The sequence below is a fragment of the Marinomonas pollencensis genome (assembly GCF_003387375.1).
GTDB lineage: Bacteria > Pseudomonadota > Gammaproteobacteria > Pseudomonadales > Marinomonadaceae > Marinomonas > Marinomonas pollencensis.
In genome coordinates this window covers 1-25,504 of record NZ_QUNG01000020.1, presented here as the reverse complement: position 1 = coordinate 25,504, position 25,504 = coordinate 1, and the positions used below count along the sequence as shown (strand labels likewise).

Genomic DNA, 25,504 nt, shown 5'->3' with positions numbered 1-25,504 from the left:
TCACAACCCATATCGTTCTATTTTCTTGATCAAGCCTTGGCGCGATAGACCGAGTTGTTTTGCGGCTTGGGTGCGGTTTTCTTGGGTTGTGGCGAGGGCTTTTTGAATCAATCGTATTTCCAGTGCGCGTACTTGTTCATCTAAGGTGGCGTCACTGTCAGGCGTTGTCCCTATGGCTGGGGCAGCATATGCGCCAGTCGATGGGTACAGCAAATGAATATCGTCCATGGTGATATGCCCTGCAGGGCAGATCGAGGCGACACTTTCTAAGGCGTTTTTCAGCTCACGTACATTGCCTGGCCAAGCCTGTTGACGGAACCATTGCATGGCTTCGGCGCTTAATTGCAACGTTTTGTCTTGCTTCTCTCTCAAATTGGCGAGAAAAGCCTGTAACAAAACGGGCACGTCTTCATGGCGTTCGGCAAGGGATTGTGTCTCGATGTTGACGCCCTTGATCCGGTAATACAAATCTTCCCGAAAGCTGCCTTCTCGCACTTTTTCCACTAGGTCAGCATTGGTTGCTGATATGACTCGCACATCGATATGTTTTTGCTCGCGTCCACCGACAGGGTAAAAGGTACCTTCTTGTAAAACACGGAGCATTTTCACCTGCATGGTGAGAGGCATTTCGCCGATTTCATCTAAGAACAGGGTGCCGCCATTGGCCAGGCTTAATAGACCTTCTTTGTCTTTCTCTGCTCCGGTAAAAGCGCCTTTCACATAACCAAATAGTTCACTTTCTAACAGTTCGTCAGGAATCGCGCCACAATGAACCGAGACAAAAGGTGCTTTGGATCTATGACTTAGCTCGTGCAGAGTGCGGGAAATCACTTCTTTGCCGGTACCAGAAGGCCCCGTGACCAGCACTCGCACATCGGTTGGTGCAATACGCTCGATCAAAGCTCGCACCTTCTGTGAGCTAGCAGAGTGACCAATATAAGCGGCGGCACCTGAGGCAGACTGGCCTGCTTTTTTAAGCTGATTCAACTCCCTTTCTAACGTTGTTTTGGTAATGGCACGACGCACTACCACGGCCAGCATTTCTGGGTCGATGGGTTTAGCAATAAAGTCCCAAGCTCCTAGAGATACGGCCTTTAAGGCTAAATCTCGGTCCGCATGACCGGTAATAATAATCACTGGGCGGCCCTCAAAGTCCACCATGGATTCCAGTGTAATTTGAGGGTCAAAATGCGGCGGCATGGACAGGTCAAGCAGCACCAAGTCTGCATCAAAACCTACCATCGCCTGGCGCGCTTCTTCTAGGCTGCCTGCGGTTCTTACTTGATAATCTTGGCCCGCTAACCAGCGGCTTGCTAATTCACGAAAAGCAGGTTCATCGTCGACTAAGAGAATTTTATTTTGCGTCATTTAATTGCCTATTACTGGCGTTGTGCCAGACACTGTCTCGTCGCGAGAAGTCGACGAAGCTAAAGGAAAAGAGAGTTCAAAGGTCACAGGCCAGCCGGCATCAGAGCGATGCAAAATACGACCTTGGTGAGCGTCTAATATGCGCCGTACAATGGCAAGACCAAGGCCGCTGCCACCAGCACGTTTTGTGACAAATGGCTGAAACAAAACTTCACCGGTTAATGCTTCGTCTATTTTAGGGCCATTATTATGCACCTGTATCACCACAGCCTCGGCACTGACTCGTGCCTGAATGGCCAATTTGCCATCCGCTTGATTACGCAAAAACGCCACCGCGTTATCTATTAGGTTAACAAACACCTGCTGCACTCTTTGATAATCTGCGGTCAATTCGATGGTTTCATCTATGTCTAGCTGGCATTTAATGTCAGCCAAGTTCGATTGCGCCACAATGCTCGCCACCAGCGCATGCAAAGGCACCTTACTTTTCTGCAAAGCTAACCCACCAGAGTAAACCAACATGTCACTGACTAATCGGTCTGCTCGTTTCAGTTGAGTTTGAATATGCTGGCGTGTTTCTGCAGGCGCGTCATAAGCTGCCATAGAAATAATGTTGAGTGGGTTACGTAATTCATGGGCCACCGCCGCCGATAAGCTGCCGAGCTCAACAAGATGCTGCTCATCTAAGCGCTTCCGCTCAGCTACCGCCAAAGCGAGAGAACGCTCCAACAAACCACAGCTAGTCGAAAATAAAGAACCAAACACTTCGGCGGTTAAACGCATACCTGGGCTGGCGTCATTCCAACCCACTAGAACAGAGTGCCAACCTTGCTCATTACGATTCACAATAAGCGCCAATGCGCTGCTTTCTTGATGTGTTTCTTTATGCTGATTTTCTACTTTTATTGTTATGCTTTGCCTTATCTGAGAAGAGAGTAAACGCTCACCTACTTCAATCAATTCTGCCCAATCATGGGCATCTTTTAACTGTGTTGACCAGGTCTCTAAAACGCCTTCGTTGAGTACCGCTCCTGGGTAGATAAGACGAGAAATCAAACGATTTAGCGGCTGATAAATTAATGCCGAGACGACTAAGGTCACTAGTGAGTAGAGCCATAATTGCCAGCTAGGCACATTGGCTAAAGCCTGTAATCCAACACGTCCTGATACCACGCTTATTACAGAAATTAAGCATAGAATCACCAACATCATAGCCAGCCACAGTAAGGCTCGGTTAGCAAAGGCATTGACAGACAAAATCTGATAACGCACTACTGCATACACAAGCAACAGCAAATACGTTGGCAACAGCAGCATTGGGTAAGGAAACCAACTAATGCCAAAAGACGGAAAAACAAAACTGGTGGCCAGTAACAAGCCCCAGGCACCCACCCCAAACATGGCCAGAATAGAGCGCTTTTTATTGCCCGTATGACGATACCAGCCAAACAACAGAACGCCGTGGGCAAGCATTCCCATCAAAATGGTATACGCCAGATTGAAGGCACCGGCATCCGTGAAAATAAAGAAAGAGCGCGTGTCTAATGTTTGGCTTGCCGCCCCTGCTCCCACCCACCAGCTTTGCAGTACGACCGCAATACTCACTACGTAAAACCATGGCAGCTTCTGCGCCAAGCGCTTCAGCCATCGCTCTTTAACCGTACCGGCATAGACAAATCGAATAGCAAAATGCAAAAAGAAGGTCGGCATTAATGGGTTCGCCAAAATAATATGGATCCCCATTTGTTGATAACCCTGAAACAGAGCCACATGACCAAAGCACCAAATCGCCATCATAATGGCAAAGCCTGCCAGCGCCTGAAGTTCGCCTTGCTTTTGTGCGCGCCAAAGCAGCCACGTAGCCACCAATAGGCCGCACACGCTAGAAACTAACATTGACACTTCAAACATCAAAGATATCGCCAAACTGTAAACCTCGTTGACACCAGAAGGAGATTGCAATCGTAAACTTTGTTGACAGCTTATTCAAAGTTATTTTTTAAACCTTTAAAAATCAACAACTTAAAAAATATAAAAAGTTGGCCTCTGCCTTGCAATGCCATAGATAAATTGATCTACATCAATATCACTGCAATTAACAAGGTACTTACCATGAATACTGCCTCTTTTATGACTGAAATCATCACGCTGGCGAGCATTTTTTGCCTAGCCATTTCTCCTCTTGCCGTTAAACAGCTGTTTCTAAAGAAGTCTTAATTTAGGGCGCTCTTAGGCTAGGAGTAGAGCGGCGTGTGTTGCCCTACTCCATCTCGTCTTTTGTTTTACTTAGGTATCACTATGGAACATTTTGACTCAGCGATGCTATCGCGTATTCAATTCGCTTTTACCGTCAGCTTTCATATTATTTTTCCAAGCATAACCATTGGCTTGGCAACCTTGATCGCTATCTGGGAAGGGCTCTGGCTAAAGACCCATGATCCACGCTATTTGCAGTTAGCCAAGTTTTGGATCAAACCGTTCGCCATCACCTTTGGGATGGGCGTGGTCGGTGGGATCGTTATGTCTTATGAATTTGGCACTAACTTTTCTAAATTTTCTGAAATCGCCGGACCTGTATTGGGGCCACTACTGGCCTATGAAGTACTGACAGCCTTCTTTCTTGAAGCTGGTTTCTTGGGTGTCATGTTGTTTGGTTGGCAACGAGTCGGTCGCAAAGTCCATTTTGTTTCGACTCTGGTTGTCGCCATCGGCACCTGGATTTCTTCTACTTGGATTATGGCGGCCAACTCATGGATGCAAACACCACAGGGCTACAAGATGGTCGATGGCGTTTTCCATGTAGACAACTGGATGCAGGTTATTTTTAACCCTTCTTTCCCCATCCGCCTGACTCATATGTTTTTAGCTTCCATGATTACAGCTTCATTGTTAGTCGCTGGGGTAAGCGCGTTTTATTTGTTAAAGAAAAAGCACATGAATTTCTCCAAAAAAGGCCTATCCATGACCATGTGGATGCTTTTAGTGCTGACTATCTTGCAAGTCAAAGTGGGCGATGAATCTGGCTTAGAAGTGAAAGAGCACCAACCAGCAAAACTGGCTGCCATTGAAGGCATTTGGGAAGCCCAAGAAAGCGAAGTGCCATTACTCTTGTTTGCCATGCCTAATATGGAAACTGAAGAGAACGATTACGCATTAGGAATTCCACATCTGGGTAGTTTGATATTGACCCATACAATGGATGGTTCAGTAACTGGTTTGAAAGCTTTTCCAAAAGAAGATCGTCCTTATGTTCCATTAATTTTTTGGTCATTCCGTGTGATGGTTGGGCTTGGTATGGGCATGGTAGCCATCGCTCTAGCGGCCTTGGTGTTACGCCGCAAAGGCAGACTGTATGAGAATAAATGGTTCTTACGTGCGGTGACTTTCTTTACGCCAATGGGTGTGGTCGCCACCATTGCCGGATGGTATGTGGCCGAAGTAGGACGCCAACCTTGGGTTGTGTATAACCTAGTTCGCACTGCAGATGTGGTGTCCCCTCTCCCTGCTGAGCGAGTGCTGTTTTCGTTGACCATGTTTGGGGTGATCTACTTCTTACTATCGCTTGTGTATCTCTACTTTATGCGCAAATTGATTCGTAAAGGGCCACCTAAAATGGCGACTCTGGAAAAACACCTAATTGGTATGAACGCACCTGGCTATGCCTTGGCATGGGTGAAAAACTTGAAACATGAAGATCACGAGGGAGAGAAGTAATGGACTTACCTTTATTTTATTTCTTAGTACTGGGATTCTGCATCTTCATGTATGTCTGCCTTGATGGTTTTGATTTGGGCATTGGCATCTTATACCCCTGGTTTGACAAGCCAGGGGAGCGCGACCACTTAATGCTGTCTATTTCACACGTTTGGGATGGCAATGAAACTTGGCTAGTGATGGGAGGCGCCTTGTTATATGGCATCTTCCCAGCCGCTTACGCTGGACTATTGTCTATCCTCTATATACCACTAATGCTGATGCTGTTTTCGTTGATTTTCCGCGGTGTAGCCTTTGAGTACCGCTTTAAGTCTGATCGTTCACGCCCCTATTGGGATTTTGCGTTCAGCGCAGGTTCTGCGGTGGCAGCATTCTGCCAAGGCTTAGTCTTGGGCACCATAGTGCAAGGAATCCCTGAAGGCAGTGAAGCCATGTCTAGTTTGCACTGGATCACGCCGTTCACCATCTTTACTGGATTTGCCGTGATGGCGGGCTACGCTATGTTAGCCGCATGCTACTTGTACATGAAATCCCGTGGAGTGATCCAAGCACACGCAGCCAAACTGGCTAAAGTCTTGTTGATCATGGTGATGATCGCTATGGCAGTTGTGAGTATTTGGACCGTCTTGACTCAGCCTGAGATTAAAGCGCGCTGGTTCTCTGACAGTCACTTTTTATTCCTAGCACCCTTGCCTATTTTTTGTGCCATTGCGGCCTTTGTGTCTTGGAAGGATTTGCACAACCATCGCCATGAATCGCGCCCTTTCTGGTGTGGTATTTTGTTGTTCTTGTTGGGCTTAGCGGGGTTAGTCGTTAGCGTGTTCCCTTACTTAATCCCACGCCAGTTGACCTTATGGCAAGCGGCATCGCCAACCACCAGCTTGCAATTCTTATTACCAGGCGTGTGTATCTTTATCCCCGTCATCTGCATCTATACGCTGTGGGGATATCGAGTTTTTGCCGGCAAAGTCGAAGATTATCAGGAGGGTTACTAATATGTGGAAAACACTCAAAGCCAAAGCCGATAAACTGAAACCTTGGCAATGGTTCTGCCTGCTCTACCTAGTTGGTTTTATCGGTCTTTTGCTCATTTCAAGAGTAATGAACTTAGCAGTACTGCTGTTTATTTAATGTTATAGAGCGTCAATAATAAAGCGGCTTTCGGGCCGCTTTTTTCATCGCCTGTTGCTCCTTTTACGCTCAGCTTTCTTGTATAAAAAGTCAATACGGTTTAGCTTGGCTACTACAAAGTCACGTTTCTGCGACTTTTTTATTGGAGGCACACATGTCTGCAAAATTCTCTATTGAACTAGATTCATTTCACAAGATTTCAGCCATTCCCAATGCTTGGAGTCGTTCACAATACCTCACGCTTATGACCCAAATGGAATTGGACGATGGCTTAGAAGAGTTAACCGATGCCGATCTTAAAGACATGTGTCTTATGTCTTTAAGCGATTTACCTCCCGCCGACGCGGCCAATGTTGTATTAACATCACTTTTTTCTGACGATGTAACCGCCGGTAAAATCGATCAGTTGAGCCATGAAATGGCCGATGATAGATTATGGGAAGAATACTCAGACTGCCAATTCCATGAGCGGTTCTTTAATGCCTATGGCTTATTACGTAGTGCGTTTAATGGCACCTTTGCACAACCGACTGGTGTCGATTTCACCATCACTGTCCATGCTAAAAATGCCGTCGATCTAGAGCAGCTTGATAGCGATCTAGCCGCCAATTTAGTGCGTTTATTATCATGTGGACTGGATGAAAATGGCTTGATGCATCGCCTTTATGAAGAACAACTCAATGGCGATGATTTCCCACAAGCTTCTGGCATTCTTTGGCAAATAGAAACATTAGCCAGTGACAAGCTTGAACGCAAATTTAAGATGATCAGTTCCTCTTTTTGGTTTGGCGTGTTGGAGAATTACGAGTCCTTTGATGCGACGCTTCTACCTCAAAGCTAATAACTTTCCTTGTGAACAATGCTAATCCTAACCCTAAGCCGCTTTTGGTGACGCGTTTTATCAGCATTGTTCCCGCCTCATATAGGCTCTTGTGTACATACTTCATTTAAATACCCAAGTTTGAATAGAAGGTCATATACCATGAGCAATATTTGTTTTTTCTCAACGCCATCGCGCGTTAATATGGTGTCGTTAGATCCCTTCAATAATAAGACTAGGATTGCTTACAATGAAATTAGAATCTCTTGCGCTTCATCATGGTTATACCTCTGAAGAAACCACCAAAGCCGCCGCTGTTCCCATTTACCAAACAACGTCTTATACCTTTGACGATACTCAACACGGCGCAGACCTTTTTGACCTAAAAGTACCGGGTAATATTTACACTCGTATTATGAACCCGACTACTGATGTGCTTGAACAGCGTGTTGCGGCTATGGAAGGTGGTATTGCTGGGTTAGGTGTTGCCTCTGGCATGGCTGCGATTACCTATGCGATTGAGTGTATTTGTGAAGTAGGCTCTAACATCATTAGTACCAGTCAACTGTACGGCGGCACTTACAACCTCTTTGCCCACAGTTTTCCGCGCCGTGGTATCGAAGCACGTATGATTTCTGCGGATGACTTTGCCGGTTTTGAAGCCGCTATTGACGAAAATACTCGCGCTATTTTCTGTGAGTCCATTGGCAACCCAGCGGGCAATATTGTAGACATCGAAGCACTGGCAGCCATCGCCAACAAACACGGCATTCCTCTGATTGTGGATAACACTGTGGCGACGCCATTTTTGTGTCGTCCATTTGAGTTAGGTGCTCATATTGTGGTGCACTCGCTAACCAAATACATTGCCGGTCATGGCACCACAGTTGGCGGCATGATTGTCGACTCAGGTAAATTCGATTGGGTCGCCAATAAAGAACGCTTTCCAATGATGAATGAGCCAGACCCTTCGTATCATAATGTGGTTTATACTGAAGCACTTGGCGCTGCGGCGTACATAGGTCGCTGTCGAGTGGTGCCACTGCGTAACACTGGCTCTGCTTTGTCTCCACACAGCGCCTTTTTGATCATGCAAGGCTTAGAAACATTAGGCTTACGTATGGAACGTCATTGTTCTAATGCGGAAAAATTAGCCACTTATTTGCAGAATCACGATAAGGTAAACTGGGTAAATTACGCTGGTCTATCTAATAGCCCATACCACACCTTGAGCCAACGTATTACCAGCGGCAAGGCATCTGGCGTATTGAGTTTTGGTATAAAAGGCGGCTTAGCAGCAGGCACGCAATTTATCGACGCCTTACAAATGGTGCTACGACTGGTGAACATTGGTGATGCGAAATCATTAGCCTGCCATCCTGCCACGACAACACACCGCCAGCTGAATGAAGAGGAACTGACCAAAGCAGGTGTCAGCACCGACTTGATTCGCATTTCTGTTGGGATTGAGAATATAGACGATATTATTGCAGACATTAGCCAGGCGTTGGACGCGGTAACAGCTTAGCGAGAATTTCTGTGTTAAAAAAGGTCGCTTCAATGAAGCGACCTAATAGTTAGCGCGAGGATGATAAAGAGAGCTTGGCTAACTCATTAGCTACAAGATCCGTGACATCGATAAGCGACTTCTTACTCTTAATGGGAATTAAAGGCAGCTCGGTACAGGCTAATAACACCATGTCGGCTTCCAACCCTTCTACCAAGGTAGAAAATCTATCGATAATATCCTTACGTTCGCCGCCAAAAGTTTTTACATCATAAATTAATTGATGCAAACCTCCGTCAGACTTAGGTATTTCTACTTCCGCCACTTCAGTCAATTGCCGATAAGGGGACCATTCACCTAAATCGGTCACGGAATCAGCCCCTAACAATGCAACTTTTTGAATGCCATCAGCGAGCAGTTTTTGCTTCACCACCTCACTAAAAGAGACCAACTGAGCACGCAGACTCAGAGCACCAAGTTGGGATTGGTAATAGTTCAATGTATTGCAGGCAATAGCATAGTAATCCACTTGTCGATCTAGCTCTTTCGCCACATCCGATAAGGCAGACCACACCTGAGCATCGTTTTTCTCAAGTTCCATCGAGAGACCCAGCACAGGCTCAGAAATAATACTCACAAAAGGCGCATCAAGATCCCCTCTATAATGGTCTCCTATCATCTGCTTATTAGCCCGCAATACCTTCTGCCACAAATCTAAACCCGCGTCTGGGCCTGACCCAGTAATAATGCCAATCTTGGTTCTCGCTCTAACAACAAAATCCATCATGACATCACCTCCCCATCCTTTTGCTCTTCTGAGCCGTCCATAAAGCGTCGTCCCCAGCCGGTCATTATGGAAAATGTCATTACCGCTAATAATACCCAGGCATAGAAAATCCAAGGGGTCATTTCAAGCGGTGTTAATGGAGGTACGCCTTGAAAAGCCTCAGATGCTTTCACGGATAAACCCGACGCAAACAATAATGCAGCAGACCAAGGTAAAGAATAAACTAGGGTACAGGCCATGCTATCGATAATATTGGCGCGACGATAAGGATGTAATTTAAAGCGCTCGCCGACCGGCTTTGCGTAAGAAAGTCCCACCGCTAAAATAGCAGGAGCATTAATACTCATCATGGCAGATAAGAAAAGCGACAATATGGCAGAAGATGCCTCAGCGCCTCTAGGGGTTCGCACTAGATTCTTCAATATCGCAATAAGCCTATCACTGCCGCCGCCATCTAACATCAGACGAATACCACCAGCTAACAGTAAAACAAGAATCGACAGGTCAGCCATCCAGCCTGCTACGCCATTGATTAAGGCACCATCCTTAACTGAAATAAAGGACTCTACCGTGTTCAAGCCGGACAGTACGGCGACTAACATTCCCAATAGAATGCCAACGCTAGTGGCAAAAATCACATCACCTTTTTTCATCGCTACATAAATAGCGACTAACGCAGGAAGCAGCATAATTAACCCTTTTGGATTCATATGCTCAGCCAATTGCTCATATGGAACACGCCCAGACGCTCCGCTCTGCAGCAAGCTAAATACCACCAACAGCACTAAGGTAATCGCACCTGCAACCAGTGAATATTTTAAACGTGAACGTACCACGCCTCCAATGTCGGTGTTTTGGCTTGCCGCGGATGAAATAGTTGTATCTGAAATAGGCGCTAAGTTATCACCAAAGGCTCCGCCGCCAACAATCGCACCCGCCATAAGCAAGGGGTCAGCTCCAAGCAATACTCCCGCTGGATATAACACTCCCATGCCTGCCGCTATGGTGCCAAAGCCTGTCCCAGCTGCAGTAGCAAAAAGTGCGCTAGCAATAAAGCTGACGGCAACAAAAGCCGTCCCTGTAGCTCCTGTGTGATAGGCTGCCCATAAAATGCCGTCTACTAAACCGGATGAACGCAGTACGGTAGCGAAAATACCGGCAAATATCCAAGCGGCTACGGGAGCGATAGCCACTTTACTCGCCATCCCTGACATAATGGTTTCCGTGTAAACCGATTTATCTTTAGCCAATAAGAAGGTCACTAATAGGCCTGCGAGAATCCCCACCCACATACCTTGTATAGTGGCTTCATCAAGGGCGATTGCTACATAAATAGCCACGGCCACAAAACTTAATATGGGCAAGAAGGAAACCCATGGCCCACCATAGAAGGTTAACTTTTTTTGCTCTGTCATTGTTTGTCCTTTTGTATTTGCTCTTATTTATAATGTTAATGACCACTATGATTACGTGCTAAAGCCCGTACTCTGGCGTTCATTGTTTTTAAGTAGAGCAAATGGGGACAAGCCACGACATTTGACAACCCAGCCTAAATTGGCTCATTTTGTCTCATAAATCACACCAAACTGCGTCTTTATCAAAGCATAATTACCCTGTTATGCTTATTGATCGTTGTTTTATTAGGCTAAAACTCATGAACGAAGATGTTGCCCTGAATCTCAGATTGCTATGCAGCTATTACAAATCCATTAGCGAAGTGTCTCAACGGTTGGGTATTAGTCGCTCTCAATTCAATCGTTATTTAAGCGGTCGGCATCGGCCAGCCGCCAATACACTAAGACGTATTTGTGAGTTCTTTGATATTGCGGAACATGAACTGCACCTTCCTCATCAACAATTTCAGCAACTGGTTGAATCCAACCCAAGGCAAATAACGCAGCAAGGTGACACTAAACAGGCTCACTTTAAGCAACTAGAAGAGCGTTCAGGTTCCCATCTTGATAAATATTTGGGGTATTACTTTGAATATTATTATTCGATGGGGAACCAAGGAAAAATATTAAAATCCTTAGTTTGCCTAACAAAACAAGGTGATACAGTCGTCTATCAACGTACCGAGCGTTTAACTGGGCAAGCAAACAATGAAGTTTGCCACTGTAAATATCTTGGCATGGCGTATTACTTATCTGATCGCATCTTTATGATGGACTATGAATCTCTTACGGTTAATGAAATAACCCAGACCATTCTCTATCCTACCTTTAAAAATCGCGTTCATTGGCTACACGGTTTGCGCATGGGTGTCTCTGCCAGTGACGAACGCATGCCATGCAGTTCAAGGATACTAATGGAATACCTAGGCACTAATATCGATTTGCGTAAAACACTCACAAAATGTCGGCTCTATGAGCCCCAAGATAGAGAAATTGGCGAGCACATTGTCGACATGATTAACAATAAAGGAAGCAATGACCATTGGCAGTTTAGGGCAAAATCTTAGCATTTCGACTCACTCCCAACCTGTATTCTGCACTCTTTTCTAATCTGCACATTGGCGCTTGTCGGTAAACAACGTAAGCTAACGATTCAAGCCATCTTAAGGACAAGGAATTTTCAATGACACCTAGGGATTTGTTGATCGCTCTCACTATTATTATCGCGTGGGGGCTCAACTTCGTTGTGATACGCTGGGGGTTAGATGACCTTCCTCCTATGATGTTAGGTGGATTACGCTTTTTGATGGTCGCTGTTATTGGATCACTCTTTTTCAAACGCCCAAAGACGCCGCTTAAATGGTGGTTTTTATATGCCCTACCACTTAGTTTCGGGCAGTTCGCTTTCTTATTTTCCGCGATGGAGTTTGGTATGCCTGCCGGTTTGGCCTCCTTAGTTCTGCAGTCACAAGCTATTTTTACTCTGTTATTTGCGGTTGTATTCTTAAAGGAAAGCGTTCGTCCTTATCAAGTTATTGCCATTGCTATTGCCGCCGGTGGTCTGGCGACCATCGCCCTTGAAAATGACAACTCCAGCATGACCTTGATTGGTTTTGGCTTAACCTTAGTCGCTGCTACTTGTTGGGCATTAGGTAATATCAGCACCAAGGTCATCAGTAAGAAAGGCTATCACGCCAACGTCAATTTGGTCATTTGGAGCTGCTGGATTCCACCTTTACCATTTTTTATCTGTTCATGGTTTATCGATGGACCCGATGCCATGGAACAGAGCCTATACGCCATTAACTGGGGAACCATGGCAACCTTAGCCTACTTATCCGTCTTTGCGACTGTCGCAGGCTATGGGTTATGGAGTTACCTAATGTCGCGCTATCCCGCTGCTACGATTGCGCCATTAACCCTAGGAGTGCCCGTGGTTGGTCTCACCTCTTCGGCTATTTTGCTATCAGAATACATAAGCCCAATGCAATGGGTTGGCATCTTGGTTGTCTTGTTAGGACTAATACTCAACACCTTAGGTGGGCGCCTACTGGCACGTAAACGCAAAGCACAAGAAGTGCTATAGCCAGCACAAAACGAGAAAGTGAAGCTCAATCATTGGGCTTCACTGATTGCTCTCTTTCCTAAGTCCTTTCAATAAACTCAACCCAAACTATTCTGCTTAGCTTCCTGCCTCTGTTATTAAATGTTGCGATAATGGCAAAATATGACACAAGATAGCAGACCGGTTGGTGAATCATTCCTTCTCTGTAATAGGGTTCGATTTATCAGAAACGGCACGCGAGCTGGCCGCCGGGAAAAGGATTACTCCAGTCAGTGAGCTGGCTAGTTTGACTCTGTATTGTACGGCGATTATTGGTGAGACGCCGGCTAGGGGAAATTTTCGAGCCAACACAAAACAACAGCTGGCTTGAAGCCTTTATTAGATACACTCGGGGGTGTCTTTTTGAGCCCTAATAAACCAGTTTCTAGGCGTTAGCTCTTTGTTACAGAAACGGCCTATTTCTACTTGATAGCCTTGTTCTTCAAGGAAAAGTGCGCGATCCAGTATCAACCAGTACTCTAGGGCAGGACGGAATAACTGACTAATCGCTTCAATTTTTTGCACCTCTTGATAGCGTTGCTCTCCACCGTTTTCAAAGTCAGCAATAGGCGTTTGAGTTAAGGCTTCGCTTAGCCCTTTCTGGTCTGCTGCCCATTCACAAAAGCGGTCAAAGCCTTGTGTTAACAGCGACTTTTGTACTGAAGGCAAAGGAAGATATTCATCTTTGCAACGCACTTCGCGTTGCCATAAATCAAAGCCTAGGCGATAAGTCAGCTCTAATTTTCTAAGCCGTTTTTCTCTTTCTCCAGCAGTGGCGACCTCTTTCACAGCCAATTTTAAATCCGCTTTGCGTAAGCTCAGTAGAGAACTGGTAGCGAGCTGTGATAATGGCTGATAAACAGCGTCTGAGGTTAGGTGATAACAACAAGGAGAAAGGCACAATTGGCCCACTTTTGCCGCCGTCGCTTGCTTCAGTAAACGCCGGTGTAAATCACCACAGGCGTGCAGTGCCACTACACAATCCGTGTTACTTAGGGCATCAACTCCTGCGTCTTTTAATACATCAACCTGGCTAAACTTTTGCTCTAATTGCAACCGCTGGGATTCTTTTACTCCAGCCTCACAGAGTGTTTTTTGCCACTCTATACTGTGCACCGGGTGGCCACTTTGATAGGCAAGCAATTTGCCTAAATGCCCTTTGCCTGCGCACCACTCAAGATAATTTTTGGCCAGAGGTGTCTGACGAACGAAAGCGTCTATTTGTGCCCATTTTCTGCCTTTGATACCGGTCGAAAAATAGCTTGGTACACGTCGAGATGGGATGCTTTTTTGAGGGGCGTTTAACCGTTGGTTATCTTGCCAATCTAATGGCGTGATTAAGCTCGGCTCCATCAAATAAACGGCATGATAGAAGTCGACATTGTCTAACTGGGTGAAGTCCACCCGTTGCAAATATTGAGCGAGCTCAGGGTACGCGCCTTCCCATGGGATGGCTAATTGTGCGAAGGAATCGAATTGCCACAGTGCTTGATGCTTTTTCAACCATCTATCAAGCTGTATAAAATCGTCTTGGAGCGCCATTTTAGATAGTCTCAAGGGAAGCGAGCACGACCTGTTTCTCAGGGTGCCAGAGGCGCGCTATTTTGCCTATTGTCATAGCAAAGCTCAACCTAGATAGGCGCCTCTCACTGATTATTTCTGTTTGTCTTGTGCCTCTATTTTATCCGCTAAACGTGCCACCTGTTGTTGCAGCTCACTAATTTGTGTCACTAGAGCTTGGTGGTTATTTTCTTGGGCATCATGTTCTTTCTCGGCGGTTTCACGTGTCATTACATCCAGTACGACACCTACCATCATGTTCAAGAAAACGAACGCGGTCAAAAAGATAAACACCACGTAGAAAATCCAACTTAATGGATACACATCCATGGTTTCATACATGACGTCTGTCCAATCTTCGAACGTCGCAACCCTGAATAAAGTCAGCATAGAAATGGCAATATCGCCCCATAACTTGTCGTTAATATGCTCGAAGAAGATCGAACCTACTGCGGCAAAGATATAGAAGATAATAAACATCAGCAGAGCAATGTAGCCCATTTTCGGGATCGCTTTGATCAAGGCATTAATCAAAAAGCGTAAGTCAGGAATAATAGAAACCAAACGTAAAACACGAAAAACTCGAAGTAAGCGCGCCACCAGCACCATATCTGTATCTGACATGGGCACTAGGCTGCCGATCACGATCACGGTATCAAAAATATTCCAAGGGTCTTTGAAGAAGCGCCATTTGTCATCACACGCCAAAAATCTGAGGCTAATTTCCACTAAAAAGAAGACTGTTATGAAGGTGTCCAGGTAGTTAATCGCCAGCTCCACCCCAGAAGGTAAAGAGTAGGTTTTGGCGCCTACGGTGAGCGCAGCAATAATGATGATGCTGATGATAAAACCTTGGAACCAAACGCTTTTTTCTACCCGCTTTACCAGCGCGAAGGCATTTCCTGAACGACTCATTTCCATTAACTTCTCTACCTAAATAAACTCAAAATAACTCGACATGAAAGACCGTCAAGCCGTTGCGAAGTTCATCATACCAGAAGAAAATAATCGTTTTATTGCGTTAGCTAAAAAAGCACTAGCTCCGTTTAACTCGAACCACTTTCATGATTTCGACAGGTATACCAGCCACCATTTCTTGAGTGGGATAATAGGTGAGATTAACGCGCGCACCACGTAACGTACGGTACTTGCCCTGACGTTTAAAACGAAAAGGCACATCGTAGCCCTCAATCATTAAGGTATGCAAAACCCAATCATCTTGAGCGCGCTGGACATGGGATTTCACTTTAAGCACATCAGATTGAATTAGCTCATCGTTCTTCTTTAACAACGCTTTGGGATCAGATTGCATAGCCTACTCTCTAATATGATGGATCAGAGAGATCAATTATGACACAAAACTCGGTACAACCAAAAACATTGGTTGATTTTTGTTCAGGACTGAGTGTCTTGCTGATCCGTTAATTTTTCCATATATTGACTCATATGGCGCGCCGCTTTTTCATCCGCAAAGCGAATCACAGGCTTCTGTAAGATCAAACTATTTGGGTAAGTAACGACGTCACCAGATAACCTTTGGATAATGACATGGAAGCTTGAGATATCGATGATTTGCCCTAAAATCTCTTCATCCTTATCCACCACTTTTACCCAGTCACCCACATGGTAGGGGAAGCCAAAGAATATAATCAAACTCGCGGTAATATTACTGAGAATTGACCACTGGGCAAATAAAGCAATACCAACCACAGCAAAGACAGATGAAAAGAACACTTCTAACTGCCCATAGCCGACACCAAGTATCAAACAAGTTAATAATACGCCAATGGCAATTAGCCCCAACTGCAGCATCTTAATCACATAACTAACACGCACATCTGCAACGGCTTTTTTCTTACCGAACAAAACAATACTATTGTTAATTATGCGACTAATAATCACAAAGCCAATAATAAGCAGGATGACTAATCCAATTTGTAGAATCATGGTTTTCTCTTTATCTCTTTGTCATGTTAAACGGAATAACATCGCTATAATGCATAAAACAGCACACATGGCACAATTGCTAGACTCATTAAATTACCAATTAACACCATAGAAGCAACTTTATGAGGTTCTTGCTGATAAATCTCGGCGACCATGTAGTTCAGCACTGCAGGCGGCAAACACGCGAAGACTAATAAGTAGGCAAAGTTTTCTGCCGATAACCCTACCATTAGCTGCCAAATAAACGCGATGATCACCCCACTTAAAGGGCATAACAGGCCACTAATCACACCTAGCTTCCAGTGGCTTAAATCGACTTCTGTCATTCGCACTCCAAGTGCAAACAGCATCAGGGGAATAGATATTTGCCCAAGCATATCAACCGAAACACTAATGGCAGGGACTAAAGTCCAGCCTTGTAGACTCCAAATCAAGCCTAAAATGGTGGCAATGATCATGGGCATTTTTAGAATATTAGTCAGCTTGGTTTTTGGGTCTAATAAATACATGCCAACGGTGAAATGCAGTAAGTTTTCAGTGAGAAACAGCACCACTGCGATCGGTAAGGCTTTCTCGCCAAATGCAAGAACTAATAAAGGAATGCCTAAATTACCACTGTTATTAAACATCATCGGCGGCACGAGAGTTTTAGCCGACACACCCAACCATCGGCACAGAGGCCATACCAATAACCCTGAGCCCAACACAACACAGGCAGCGGCAACAATAAGACCTTGATATTGTGCAATATGGAACTCTTTGGCAGCCATCACTGAAAATATGAGAGCAGGAATAAACACACTCATATTTAATCGGTTAGCCACTGTCATGTCCGTTGGCCGTATACGAGCGTATAAAAATCCAACTAACACTATACTGACTAACGGAAAAACGGTATTTAGAATCTGTAGGAATAGTTCTGACGTGTCCATATGCCAACTCACGATTTGAAAGGCCACTAGCTTACCTTTGTTAGCGAGAAACACCAATATTTAAGGCAACGACTAATAATAAACCATGGGTTATAAAGGATAAGTAAAAATGAAAAATAGACAAATTCATCTTGCCTTCCCTAGCACGTCACAGAACTTATCGATCTCCCAAGATGAAACCGTTCTACAGGTGCTTATAAGGCATGAAATTCCCATTAAACACGCCTGCACTAATGGCGTATGTGGTGTTTGTTTAACGCCATTACTCAGTGGTGAAGTCGACTATGGGCAACAGCAGCCAAGGGGCTTAAACCAAAAAGAATTAGCTCAGGGCTACTTCTTACCTTGTATTGCTCGTTGCCAGTCAGACATAACCATCGCAGAGCCCAAAGTGAAGGTTCGATAACAGACAAAAAACAAGTATCATGAGATGAGTCATTTTACGAGCCTTGTTATGTCCTCTTCTCTGCCCATATACGATTTAATCCCAACGTTAAAAGCGCAACTGAATCAGTCCCATGAAGCCATTTTAGAAGCCGCACCCGGCGCAGGTAAAACCACGGTAGTACCTCTAGAGTTGATGAATGAAGCGTGGCGACAAGGGCGTCAAATTTTGATGCTAGAACCTCGGCGTTTGGCGGCGAAAACAGCCGCCAAACGACTTGCTGATTCATTGCAGGAACCATTAGGTAAACGTGTCGGCTATCGTATTCGGCACGAGGGTAAGGAAAGTAACGACACACAGCTACTGGTGGTCACCGAAGGTGTATTAACACGTATGCTGCAAGATGATCCAAGCTTAGATAATATCGCTCTGGTGATTTTTGATGAATTTCATGAGCGAAACCTTCATTCTGATTTGGCTTTTGCTTTATGTTTGCAAGCTCGCGAGCTGTATCGTGATGATGACCCTCTAAAACTGCTCGTCATGTCGGCGACTCTAGACACGGCTTTATTAGAATCACGCTTAGGCTGCCCCACTCTGACCAGCCATGGTCGTGGTTTTCCAATCGAAACCCATTATGCTAATAAGTCCTTAAAAACCACCGAGGTAGTGGACGAAGTCGTGCGCCTGACCTATCAGGCCTATCGTGAACACACCGGCAGCATATTGGTTTTTCTACCGGGTCAGAAAGAAATCCGCCAAGCGGCCACTCAGTTACAGCAACGTTTAGGCAGTGATCCAGAAGCTAAAATTCGTCCCCTCTACGGCGAGCTAAGTCTAAAAGAGCAGGAGGCTGTGATTCAACCTGCCATAGCACCTGAGCGAAAGATAGTGTTAGCCACCGCCATTGCCCAAACCAGTTTGACCATTGACGGTATCCGTATTGTGATCGACAGCGGTTTGAGTCGGGAGGCCCGCTTTGATGCGAACACTGCCACCACTCGCTTACATACTCGCCGTGCGACACAAGCCGAAACCACACAAAGAATGGGCCGTGCGGGGCGCACCGAAGCCGGCATCTGTATCCGTTGGTGGAGCGAAGAGCAACAATCGCGCTTGGCACCGCAGGCGCAACCTCAAATAGAATGTGTCGATCTCAGCCCATTAACCCTAGAAGTAGCAAAATGGGGAGCACAAGAGCGCTTGGAGTTAGATTGGGTGACGCCACCGCCAGAAAGCCATTGGCAACAATCCGTCGATTTACTGCGCTCACTTAATGCGCTAGAGGGAGACAGATTCGAACTGACAGCACACGGGCAGAATATGGCAAAACTTGGTTTAGACCCTCGCTTGGCGCAGCTGCTTATTTTAGGTAAACGCTGGCAGCAAAGTGAAGTGGCTTGCCAAGCCTGTGCCCTGCTATCCGAAGGCGACCCTTTTACTCAGCAATCGAGTGACTTTTCGAATCGCTTAGAATGGTTGAATCACGCTATTTCAGCCGCGACTCGACGTCCTAGAGCTATTTATCAACAGTCTTATAAGCAATGGCTAACACGCAGTCAAAAACTGCCCCTAAACAGTACGGCCATCTCAGTACCAGATTCTTCTATATTAGGTTTATTGTTAGCCGGCGCTTTTGCTGATCGCATCGGCATGCGCCTTGACCAACAAGCCGACAAAGTCCGCTTCAAACTCGCGAATGGTCGTATCGCGACCTTAGATAAATACGACACCAATGCACAATCTGATTGGCTTGTTGCCCTCGATATCGGTGGCCATCAAGGTCAAGAAGCAGATCGGATCTTTCTGTCGCAACCACTTGATATAGCCCTCTCAAAAACCCTGTTACCGCATCTATTTTTAGCACGAGATCATTTGGAGTGGTCGAAACAAGAAGGCCGTTTGATTAGTGAGCTGCAAAATTGGATTGGTAAACTTTGTATCCAGCGTAAAAAAGCTAGTCAGCTTAAGCCAGAACAGATTCGTGACGCCATGCTCATTCAGATACGCAAGGCCGGGTTAGACTCACTGCCTTGGGATAATGACAGCCTGCAATTGAAAGCACGTCTGCAATTTGCTGCTCAGTACGATAAACAGGAGCAGTGGCCTGATATGAGCGATACCGGGTTGCTGGCAAATCTCGATGATTGGCTCGGACCTTATCTTGAAGGCATCACCACTCAAGCGGCCTTAAATAAACTCGCTTTGAAACAAATATTACTCGACAGTCTCCCTTGGGCGCTGCAGAGACGACTCGCTGATATGGTGCCAGAAAAATTATCCGTCGCTTCTGGAAATCAGCACACTATCGATTATAGTAAACAGCCGCCCACCTTAAGCGTGAAGCTACAAGAAGTATTTGGTATGAGCCGTTCTCCGACTGTGCTTGGGCAAAGCCTCAAATTAGAGCTGCTATCCCCCGCGAAGCGACCGTTAGCCGTTACGCTCGACTTGCCTTTTTTCTGGCGTGAAGCTTACCCTGAAGTGAAGAAAGAAATGCGCGGCCGCTATCCTAAGCATCCCTGGCCTGATGATCCAATGAGTGCACAGGCGACGGCAAAAACGAAACGTGCTTTAGGCCAGTAATATAAGCAACTTCGAATGATCAAGTAGAACTAATATTCGGCGGTCAGTTCTGCCAGAGCCTGCGCGGTAATAGCCCGACTAAATGCGTTGTTTTTCTTATGATCAGGACACCAGCCTGCAATAAAACGATGAAAGTCAGCCCATGCTAGAGTAAATAACGACTGCCACTCCTCAAGGACTGCAGTCGCAAGGTCTTGCGACTCGCCTCGAGCCACGATAGCTTGTGCTAGCTCAGCAAAATAATGCTCTAATAAATACGGCAAAGCCGTATTTAGGTCTTCTTCAGATAGCGCACTGCCTAAAAAATAGGCCACATCTTGCACGCCTATCCCCATTCCAACGTATTGAAAATCCACCGCTGCAACTTGCCGTCCATCTTCTGAGAAGCAAAAATTGGCGACTTTGGCATCGCCATGAACTAAAGTGCGATAATTGCTTTTTAGTAAGCACTCACTTATAGCATTAGCCTTTTGTTTTAAAAGGCCGTCTTCCATAGCCCGCCATTCATCTTGGCGCGTGGCCAAATGCCAATAAGTCCCTGTCGGCCATAATCCTTGTGGCCAGTCTGACTCAGGAAGGCTCTGCTGACCCACCGGATGCAAAAAACTCCCATGAAAATAAGCAAGCCAATTAAGGCATACCAAGCAATCTTCTACCGCCAGTTGAGTATGACGATTTGCTAAACCCGCTTCATCCAAATCTTCCAGCAATAAATATTGATTCCCCGTTTCCTCGCTAAAATACACACCATAACAATCAGCTACGCGACATTCATCAGAACAACGACTTGCCCAATGTTGGTACCATGCAGCCTCTACATGGTACGACTTTACCTTTCTTTGATGCGCTAATTCAGAATGCCAGCCACGTATATGAGTAACAGAATCGGGTATTTTTATATGCTTCAAAATGACAGTTTTCGTTTGCTCACCACTGTTAACCTGATATTTTGCAATTTCTCCATAGCCACTCCACAGCGATTGTATTCTGGTTAAATAGCTAACATGTTGGGCATTTAACTGCCTCTTAATAAAAATATCTGGGATCATTGGTATGCTCTGTGCTAATAATATGCAAGTTTCTGACGATTTTCTTATGGATTGTCATAATATGGTACGAAAATACTGAGCGCATTACTTTCGAGAAAAAGTTAGCGATTGTCATTTAACCTAGTCTGTCTGGATAATTTTACATGGAACCCCATAACAAGCTTTCAAATAGAGAACTTTTTAATATCGGTGTAAGACTCGTCAAATTCGCTTGGGTTGTTGAAATCCTAGCGGTCAGTATTGGGTTCTTAATTTCTATCATCGTCTCTTTTTCAGTTTACACACAACTAGATAAAACAGATCGAGAACTTCACTTTGGCGACTACAGCAGCATTTTAGTCGCTGCTTTGCCATTTGTTTTAGTCGCGGTAGTAGAAGCGGCTAAAATCCCCGTAGCTACGGCTATGATGTACGCTAAACATCGCTCTTGGCGCTTATTATTTTTCGTTGGCTTAATCATGCTCGCCACCATTACTTTCGAGACTATGCTCAACGGCTTCGAACGCAACTTCTCAGGACTCAACATCATTATTGATGATAGGAAGAATGAAGCTCTGTTACTACAAGACAAAGTCGATGTTTTAAACCGTCGCAAAGCTGACATCGATATTATCCATCCAATGGAAGTCGACGAGAATTACCAAACCAGCATCCGAAAAGCCAATGACTCATACTACATTACGTTAGAAAGAGAACGGGCGCATGTTAATAGTCAAATCGCTAAATTGGGCTCAGAAGACTCAGTTACTCAACAATACCAAGCAGAAATAGCTGAATTAAATAAAAAAGAACGAGAGATATACGATGCGTGGGACAAAGAGCGGGATGTATTACAGCAACGCTTAAGAGGACTTCTCAATAGTTATGTAAGCGGATCAGAAGAAGATAGAGCTAAACTTCAAGCAGAGCTAAATCAGCTAAAAGAAGAAATGCGAGTCAAAATGGAGGAAGCTAATTTTTTCACTCGAACCCAGGTTGAGAATAAATATCGCAGATTGATTTCAGAAAAAGAAGACCGCCTTTATACCGTATCTGATCGCACCATTGGCGATGATGCCTTGGCGAAACAAACTCAAAGCGAACAGCAGCTGCAAGACCAACTGCAAGTACTCGGTAGAGATTACCAAAAGCGCATCGACCTAGGTCGTGAACGCATGGCTTATCTAGAAGAGCAAATTCTAGATAAAGTACAAGACATTGAACAAAAACGTTCTGCTTATCAAAACAGTTATGCAAGAGTTCTACAGTTGGCAGGCCAAAACCGTAATTCAACTGTCACTAGAGCCGCACAGGAAAAAGATAAGCAACTCTCTCAATATGACGAAATTCAAGTGGAAGTTAAAGCCATTGATGATGACATTTACGAAATCCAACAACAACAAAGTCTTATCCGACACGATATTAATCGTTTAGTTAACTCTAACCAAATTTATCGCCTTGCGGCTTATATTAGTGATAAAGATCAAGCCATCGAAGTACCAAAATCTATGGTTGGATTAGTCGCCTTGATTTGGTTTTCCTCTCTGGCTTTCATTAGCGCTGTAACAGGTGTTTTCCTTGCTATTGCCGGCATCTATATGCAGCGTATCTATGCAAAAGATGATGAGTACAATCTAGTGCCTAAAGAACCCTCTTAAACACTCTTTTGAACAATAGAAACTATACCTAATGGCTTCACCCAGGTGAGGCCATTTTTTTGCCTTATAAAGCCAAGCTGCAGTGGATAAGCGCCTAAGTTATTAACAGCAAAAAAGTGCTACTAGGCTTTGTGCATAACAATCCAGTATTGTAGAAATGCACCTGCGAAAGCCCCACTCTAAAAAATGAGCAAGGTAGTCGAAGTAAACACTCAAAACTAGACAAAATGCCTGATCATACTTGCTGGCGTCTTGGCACTAGCATTGTTATTGGCATCATTCGTTCTTTCTTCCCTGACACCAACAAAAATTAGATATTAAAGAGAGAGGGATAAACAAACAAAGTCCAAACCCCTTGTATTTGTTAGCTTTTCTAAATGCCTGTCTTATTAATATATCATAGTACTAGTGTTAGTCTGGGCGCCACATCACGTAACCGCCAGCTTCACTGGCCCGACGTAACATAGCAATCAGTGGTGCCGCACGAGCTGATAGCGAGACTTCTTGCGGCTCATCACAGTCGTTCGAGTGAGCGCTCGCTACTTTATCCTCTTCGTTAGCAACACCTTGAACTAAGCGGTTCAAAGCAGAGTCTAGTGCCTCAGTACTAACCGAACCCTCCCTACTATCAGTATGACCCATTATGGTAAGCAGTTGACTAGCAGCACTATCAAACATGACAAAAGGTGCTGACTCTTCACTATAAAATTTGATCAACATAAAGAAACCTCCTTGAGCGTAAAAGGAACAATTGAGACAGGCACTTCATGAAGCCAGTAAAACCAATGTATAGAGCGCTCCACCAAATACATTCATTACTCTCATCACAAAATATAAACCATAAAAGAGCGATTCTGTGTTCAAATATCACACTATTCATCAATAACAAGGCTATTTGGCTGTTTTTGACTATAGAGACGCCTCAGCCAGAAGCTGATAAACGCCAGTCTAATGGACGACTTTACTTAAATGAGCAGCTGAGTACTTTTACGATGCCGCTTTCTTTGGTGGGAGTCACAGTACTGGTCAATAGATAACTCTTGGCCAACAACTCTACCTGTTCTCGCTTCAAATTCAGTGGCAATACAAAGCCAGTTTTCAGAGGATATATTCAGTCGCTGTAAGATCGGAAGCAAAGAAGCATCAATCGAGCCTTTCTTACTTTCTCTTACTATGCGCCCTGTCAGGTCGACCAACTCCAAATAATCTGTCAGTTTGAAAGGCAAACCATTGGGCATTTCCTGTCTAGGATTGCCGACAAATGGAAATAAGATTGTCGGTTGATTCGAGCTTTTCGCGGCCGCGATACGCTTCTTGATGCTGGTGAAGTCCGAGTCTTCAGGTCTGTCGCTGATGCCCGACCTGACTGGGTTTAAATCCACATAAGCCATGCACGCCATCAGCGCTGTTTCATCAAGCAATGCCTGGGATTTAAAGCGCCCCTCCCAAAAGTGCCCGGTGCATTCGTCTTCCAAATTGGCTCGCCGAGCGATGGGTTCGTTGAGCTCTTTCATAAACCAGCTTAGGTCCATTAAACGTTCACGATAGATTTCTGCAGCGGCTTCTGCTAGCGCAATCACATACGCAGGCAGTGCGCCCCCAAGGAGGTATCGTTGAGTGAAGGTCGTGCCTTTATGCAGCTTATGCCAACGTTCCAACACCTCAACGACAGACCAATTTTTCACTCTCTCTGAATCAATATGAAGCACCAGATGAAGATGATTACTCATCACCGCATAAGCACACACATCAATCGAAAAGACACTGGCAAGAAACAACAAACGCCGTTCGACCCAGCCTCGTCGGTGCTCGTAACTGGCGCCGGTCTGCGGGTCTTCACCGCACAAAAATGCGCGCCGCACACATCGAGCAACACAGTGGTAATACGGGGTGTCGTCTAAGCAGACTTGCTGACATCGGGGCATTGGCATAACTCGTTCCTCTTCCTTGAGAAAACAAACATTAAGTATAGAAGAGATACGGGGAATAAACCGAAAAAGGCCTTGAAGGCTTGTGGTTGCTGGTTTTTATCTGTGCCTGTCTTAGATAAAATAGTGGTTTTTATCTGTGCCTGTCATAAATAAAAGAGTACCTAGGCCTACTATCAAGGGCATTAGGTGCCAGCAAACTTGTCAGTGACGATGAGGGTCAGAGTCCTTAAACGACAAGTGTTGTGGCTAATTGAAGGCTGTACGACTGTTTAAGGAGGCCGACCCTGCACATCTGGCGTAATTAACCTCGATGAAAAACTTAAGGCACTGTATTCGTTAGCTTTTATAGGTGCCTGTCTTGAATATATTTCTAGATAGAAGAGAGTATTTAGTGGGGCAAGCTTATCCAATCTACACCAGACCATCTCTGCATCTCAAAAAGCCTGTAAGGCGCATGATTGCTAGATTTTAACTATGCCTGTCCTAGATAAAAGTGCCCACAAGCTTATCCAATCTACACCAGACCATCTCTGCATCTCAAAAAGCCTGTAAGGCGCATGATTGCTAGATTTTAACTATGCCTGTCCTAGATAAAAGAGCCTTAATAACGACCTACTCTCACATGCGTTTCTTCATAAGAGCCCCACACGGT

Annotated in this window: 22 protein-coding genes; 10 read left to right on the top strand and 12 right to left on the bottom strand. The window is 45.1% G+C overall.

Annotated elements, in window-relative coordinates; translation table 11 throughout:
• Together DFP81_RS17490 and DFP81_RS17485 are read right to left on the bottom strand one after the other, a co-directional pair.
• Complete coding sequence (locus DFP81_RS17490) at nucleotides 1–1,368, bottom strand: sigma-54-dependent transcriptional regulator (protein WP_115899179.1); 1,368 nt, start codon at nucleotides 1,366–1,368, stop codon at nucleotides 1–3.
• Complete coding sequence (locus tag DFP81_RS17485; protein WP_245959208.1) at nucleotides 1,369–3,264, bottom strand: sensor histidine kinase; 1,896 nt, start codon at nucleotides 3,262–3,264, stop codon at nucleotides 1,369–1,371.
• 402 nt (nucleotides 3,265–3,666) lie between these two features.
• Here DFP81_RS17485 and DFP81_RS17475 point away from each other — a divergent pair, with 402 nt between their 5' ends.
• The 5 genes from DFP81_RS17475 (at nucleotide 3,667) to DFP81_RS17460 (ending at nucleotide 8,561) form a co-directional block, all read left to right on the top strand.
• On the top strand, nucleotides 3,667–5,082 hold the full coding sequence (locus DFP81_RS17475) for a cytochrome ubiquinol oxidase subunit I (protein WP_115899176.1): 1,416 nt from the start codon (nucleotides 3,667–3,669) through the stop codon (nucleotides 5,080–5,082).
• A complete protein-coding gene (gene cydB, locus DFP81_RS17470) occupies nucleotides 5,082–6,077 on the top strand; it encodes a cytochrome d ubiquinol oxidase subunit II (RefSeq protein WP_115899175.1) in 996 nt (331 codons plus the stop codon). The genes DFP81_RS17475 and cydB overlap by 1 nt, the downstream gene beginning before the upstream one ends.
• A 1-nt stretch (nucleotide 6,078) precedes the next feature.
• Nucleotides 6,079–6,213, top strand: a complete 135-nt coding sequence (locus tag DFP81_RS18535) for a hypothetical protein (protein ID WP_281272050.1) — start codon at nucleotides 6,079–6,081, stop codon at nucleotides 6,211–6,213.
• Nucleotides 6,214–6,367: 154 nt separating this feature from the next.
• Nucleotides 6,368–7,054 carry a hypothetical protein gene (locus DFP81_RS17465; protein WP_115899174.1) on the top strand — a complete coding sequence of 229 codons (687 nt, stop codon included), beginning with the start codon at nucleotides 6,368–6,370 and terminating at the stop codon, nucleotides 7,052–7,054.
• 229 nt (nucleotides 7,055–7,283) lie between these two features.
• Complete coding sequence (locus DFP81_RS17460) at nucleotides 7,284–8,561, top strand: O-acetylhomoserine aminocarboxypropyltransferase/cysteine synthase family protein (RefSeq protein ID WP_115899173.1); 1,278 nt, start codon at nucleotides 7,284–7,286, stop codon at nucleotides 8,559–8,561.
• 49 nt (nucleotides 8,562–8,610) lie between these two features.
• Here the strand turns inward: DFP81_RS17460 and DFP81_RS17455 are convergent, their stop codons facing one another.
• Nucleotides 8,611–9,327: an aspartate/glutamate racemase family protein gene (locus tag DFP81_RS17455; RefSeq protein WP_115899172.1), complete on the bottom strand. Its 717-nt coding sequence runs from the start codon at nucleotides 9,325–9,327 to the stop codon at nucleotides 8,611–8,613.
• The gene (locus DFP81_RS17450) at nucleotides 9,324–10,742 is read right to left on the bottom strand and encodes a Na+/H+ antiporter NhaC family protein (RefSeq protein WP_115899171.1); all 1,419 of its coding nucleotides are present in this window, start codon (nucleotides 10,740–10,742) and stop codon (nucleotides 9,324–9,326) included. Before DFP81_RS17450 ends, DFP81_RS17455 begins: the two co-directional genes overlap by 4 nt.
• Nucleotides 10,743–10,981: 239 nt before the next feature.
• Here DFP81_RS17450 and DFP81_RS17445 point away from each other — a divergent pair, with 239 nt between their 5' ends.
• Together DFP81_RS17445 and DFP81_RS17440 are read left to right on the top strand one after the other, a co-directional pair.
• Nucleotides 10,982–11,788: a helix-turn-helix domain-containing protein gene (locus DFP81_RS17445; protein ID WP_115899170.1), complete on the top strand. Its 807-nt coding sequence runs from the start codon at nucleotides 10,982–10,984 to the stop codon at nucleotides 11,786–11,788.
• A gap of 116 nt (nucleotides 11,789–11,904) precedes the next feature.
• A complete protein-coding gene (locus tag DFP81_RS17440; protein WP_115899169.1) occupies nucleotides 11,905–12,807 on the top strand; it encodes an EamA family transporter in 903 nt (300 codons plus the stop codon).
• Between the two features lie 357 nt (nucleotides 12,808–13,164).
• Here DFP81_RS17440 and DFP81_RS17435 read toward each other — a convergent pair whose 3' ends face one another.
• From DFP81_RS17435 to DFP81_RS17415, 5 genes are all read right to left on the bottom strand, one after another.
• Entirely contained in the window at nucleotides 13,165–14,367 is a 1,203-nt protein-coding gene (locus DFP81_RS17435) for a methyltransferase (RefSeq protein ID WP_115899168.1), read from the bottom strand.
• A gap of 111 nt (nucleotides 14,368–14,478) precedes the next feature.
• Nucleotides 14,479–15,306: an ion transporter gene (locus DFP81_RS17430; protein WP_115899167.1), complete on the bottom strand. Its 828-nt coding sequence runs from the start codon at nucleotides 15,304–15,306 to the stop codon at nucleotides 14,479–14,481.
• 115 nt (nucleotides 15,307–15,421) lie between these two features.
• Nucleotides 15,422–15,697 (bottom strand): hypothetical protein, encoded by a 276-nt coding sequence (locus DFP81_RS17425; protein ID WP_115899166.1) that lies wholly within the window; start codon nucleotides 15,695–15,697, stop codon nucleotides 15,422–15,424.
• Between the two features lie 83 nt (nucleotides 15,698–15,780).
• Nucleotides 15,781–16,332 (bottom strand): mechanosensitive ion channel domain-containing protein, encoded by a 552-nt coding sequence (locus DFP81_RS17420; RefSeq protein WP_115899165.1) that lies wholly within the window; start codon nucleotides 16,330–16,332, stop codon nucleotides 15,781–15,783.
• A gap of 44 nt (nucleotides 16,333–16,376) precedes the next feature.
• The gene (locus tag DFP81_RS17415) at nucleotides 16,377–17,264 is read right to left on the bottom strand and encodes an AEC family transporter (RefSeq protein ID WP_115899189.1); all 888 of its coding nucleotides are present in this window, start codon (nucleotides 17,262–17,264) and stop codon (nucleotides 16,377–16,379) included.
• 109 nt (nucleotides 17,265–17,373) lie between these two features.
• Here DFP81_RS17415 and DFP81_RS17410 point away from each other — a divergent pair, with 109 nt between their 5' ends.
• Nucleotides 17,374–17,670, top strand: a complete 297-nt coding sequence (locus DFP81_RS17410) for a 2Fe-2S iron-sulfur cluster-binding protein (protein WP_115899164.1) — start codon at nucleotides 17,374–17,376, stop codon at nucleotides 17,668–17,670.
• A gap of 48 nt (nucleotides 17,671–17,718) precedes the next feature.
• Nucleotides 17,719–20,235 carry an ATP-dependent helicase HrpB gene (hrpB, locus tag DFP81_RS17405; RefSeq protein ID WP_115899163.1) on the top strand — a complete coding sequence of 839 codons (2,517 nt, stop codon included), beginning with the start codon at nucleotides 17,719–17,721 and terminating at the stop codon, nucleotides 20,233–20,235.
• 29 nt (nucleotides 20,236–20,264) lie between these two features.
• Here the strand turns inward: hrpB and DFP81_RS17400 are convergent, their stop codons facing one another.
• Nucleotides 20,265–21,284, bottom strand: a complete 1,020-nt coding sequence (locus DFP81_RS17400; RefSeq protein ID WP_115899162.1) for a phosphotransferase — start codon at nucleotides 21,282–21,284, stop codon at nucleotides 20,265–20,267.
• 143 nt (nucleotides 21,285–21,427) lie between these two features.
• Between DFP81_RS17400 and DFP81_RS17395 the strand changes: the two genes are divergently transcribed.
• A complete protein-coding gene (locus DFP81_RS17395) occupies nucleotides 21,428–22,921 on the top strand; it encodes a hypothetical protein (protein WP_115899161.1) in 1,494 nt (497 codons plus the stop codon).
• 411 nt (nucleotides 22,922–23,332) lie between these two features.
• Here the strand turns inward: DFP81_RS17395 and DFP81_RS17390 are convergent, their stop codons facing one another.
• Nucleotides 23,333–23,641 (bottom strand): DUF1840 domain-containing protein, encoded by a 309-nt coding sequence (locus tag DFP81_RS17390; protein WP_115899160.1) that lies wholly within the window; start codon nucleotides 23,639–23,641, stop codon nucleotides 23,333–23,335.
• Between the two features lie 245 nt (nucleotides 23,642–23,886).
• Complete coding sequence (locus tag DFP81_RS17385; protein ID WP_115899159.1) at nucleotides 23,887–24,852, bottom strand: transposase; 966 nt, start codon at nucleotides 24,850–24,852, stop codon at nucleotides 23,887–23,889.
• Nucleotides 24,853–25,504: the final 652 nt, after the last annotated feature.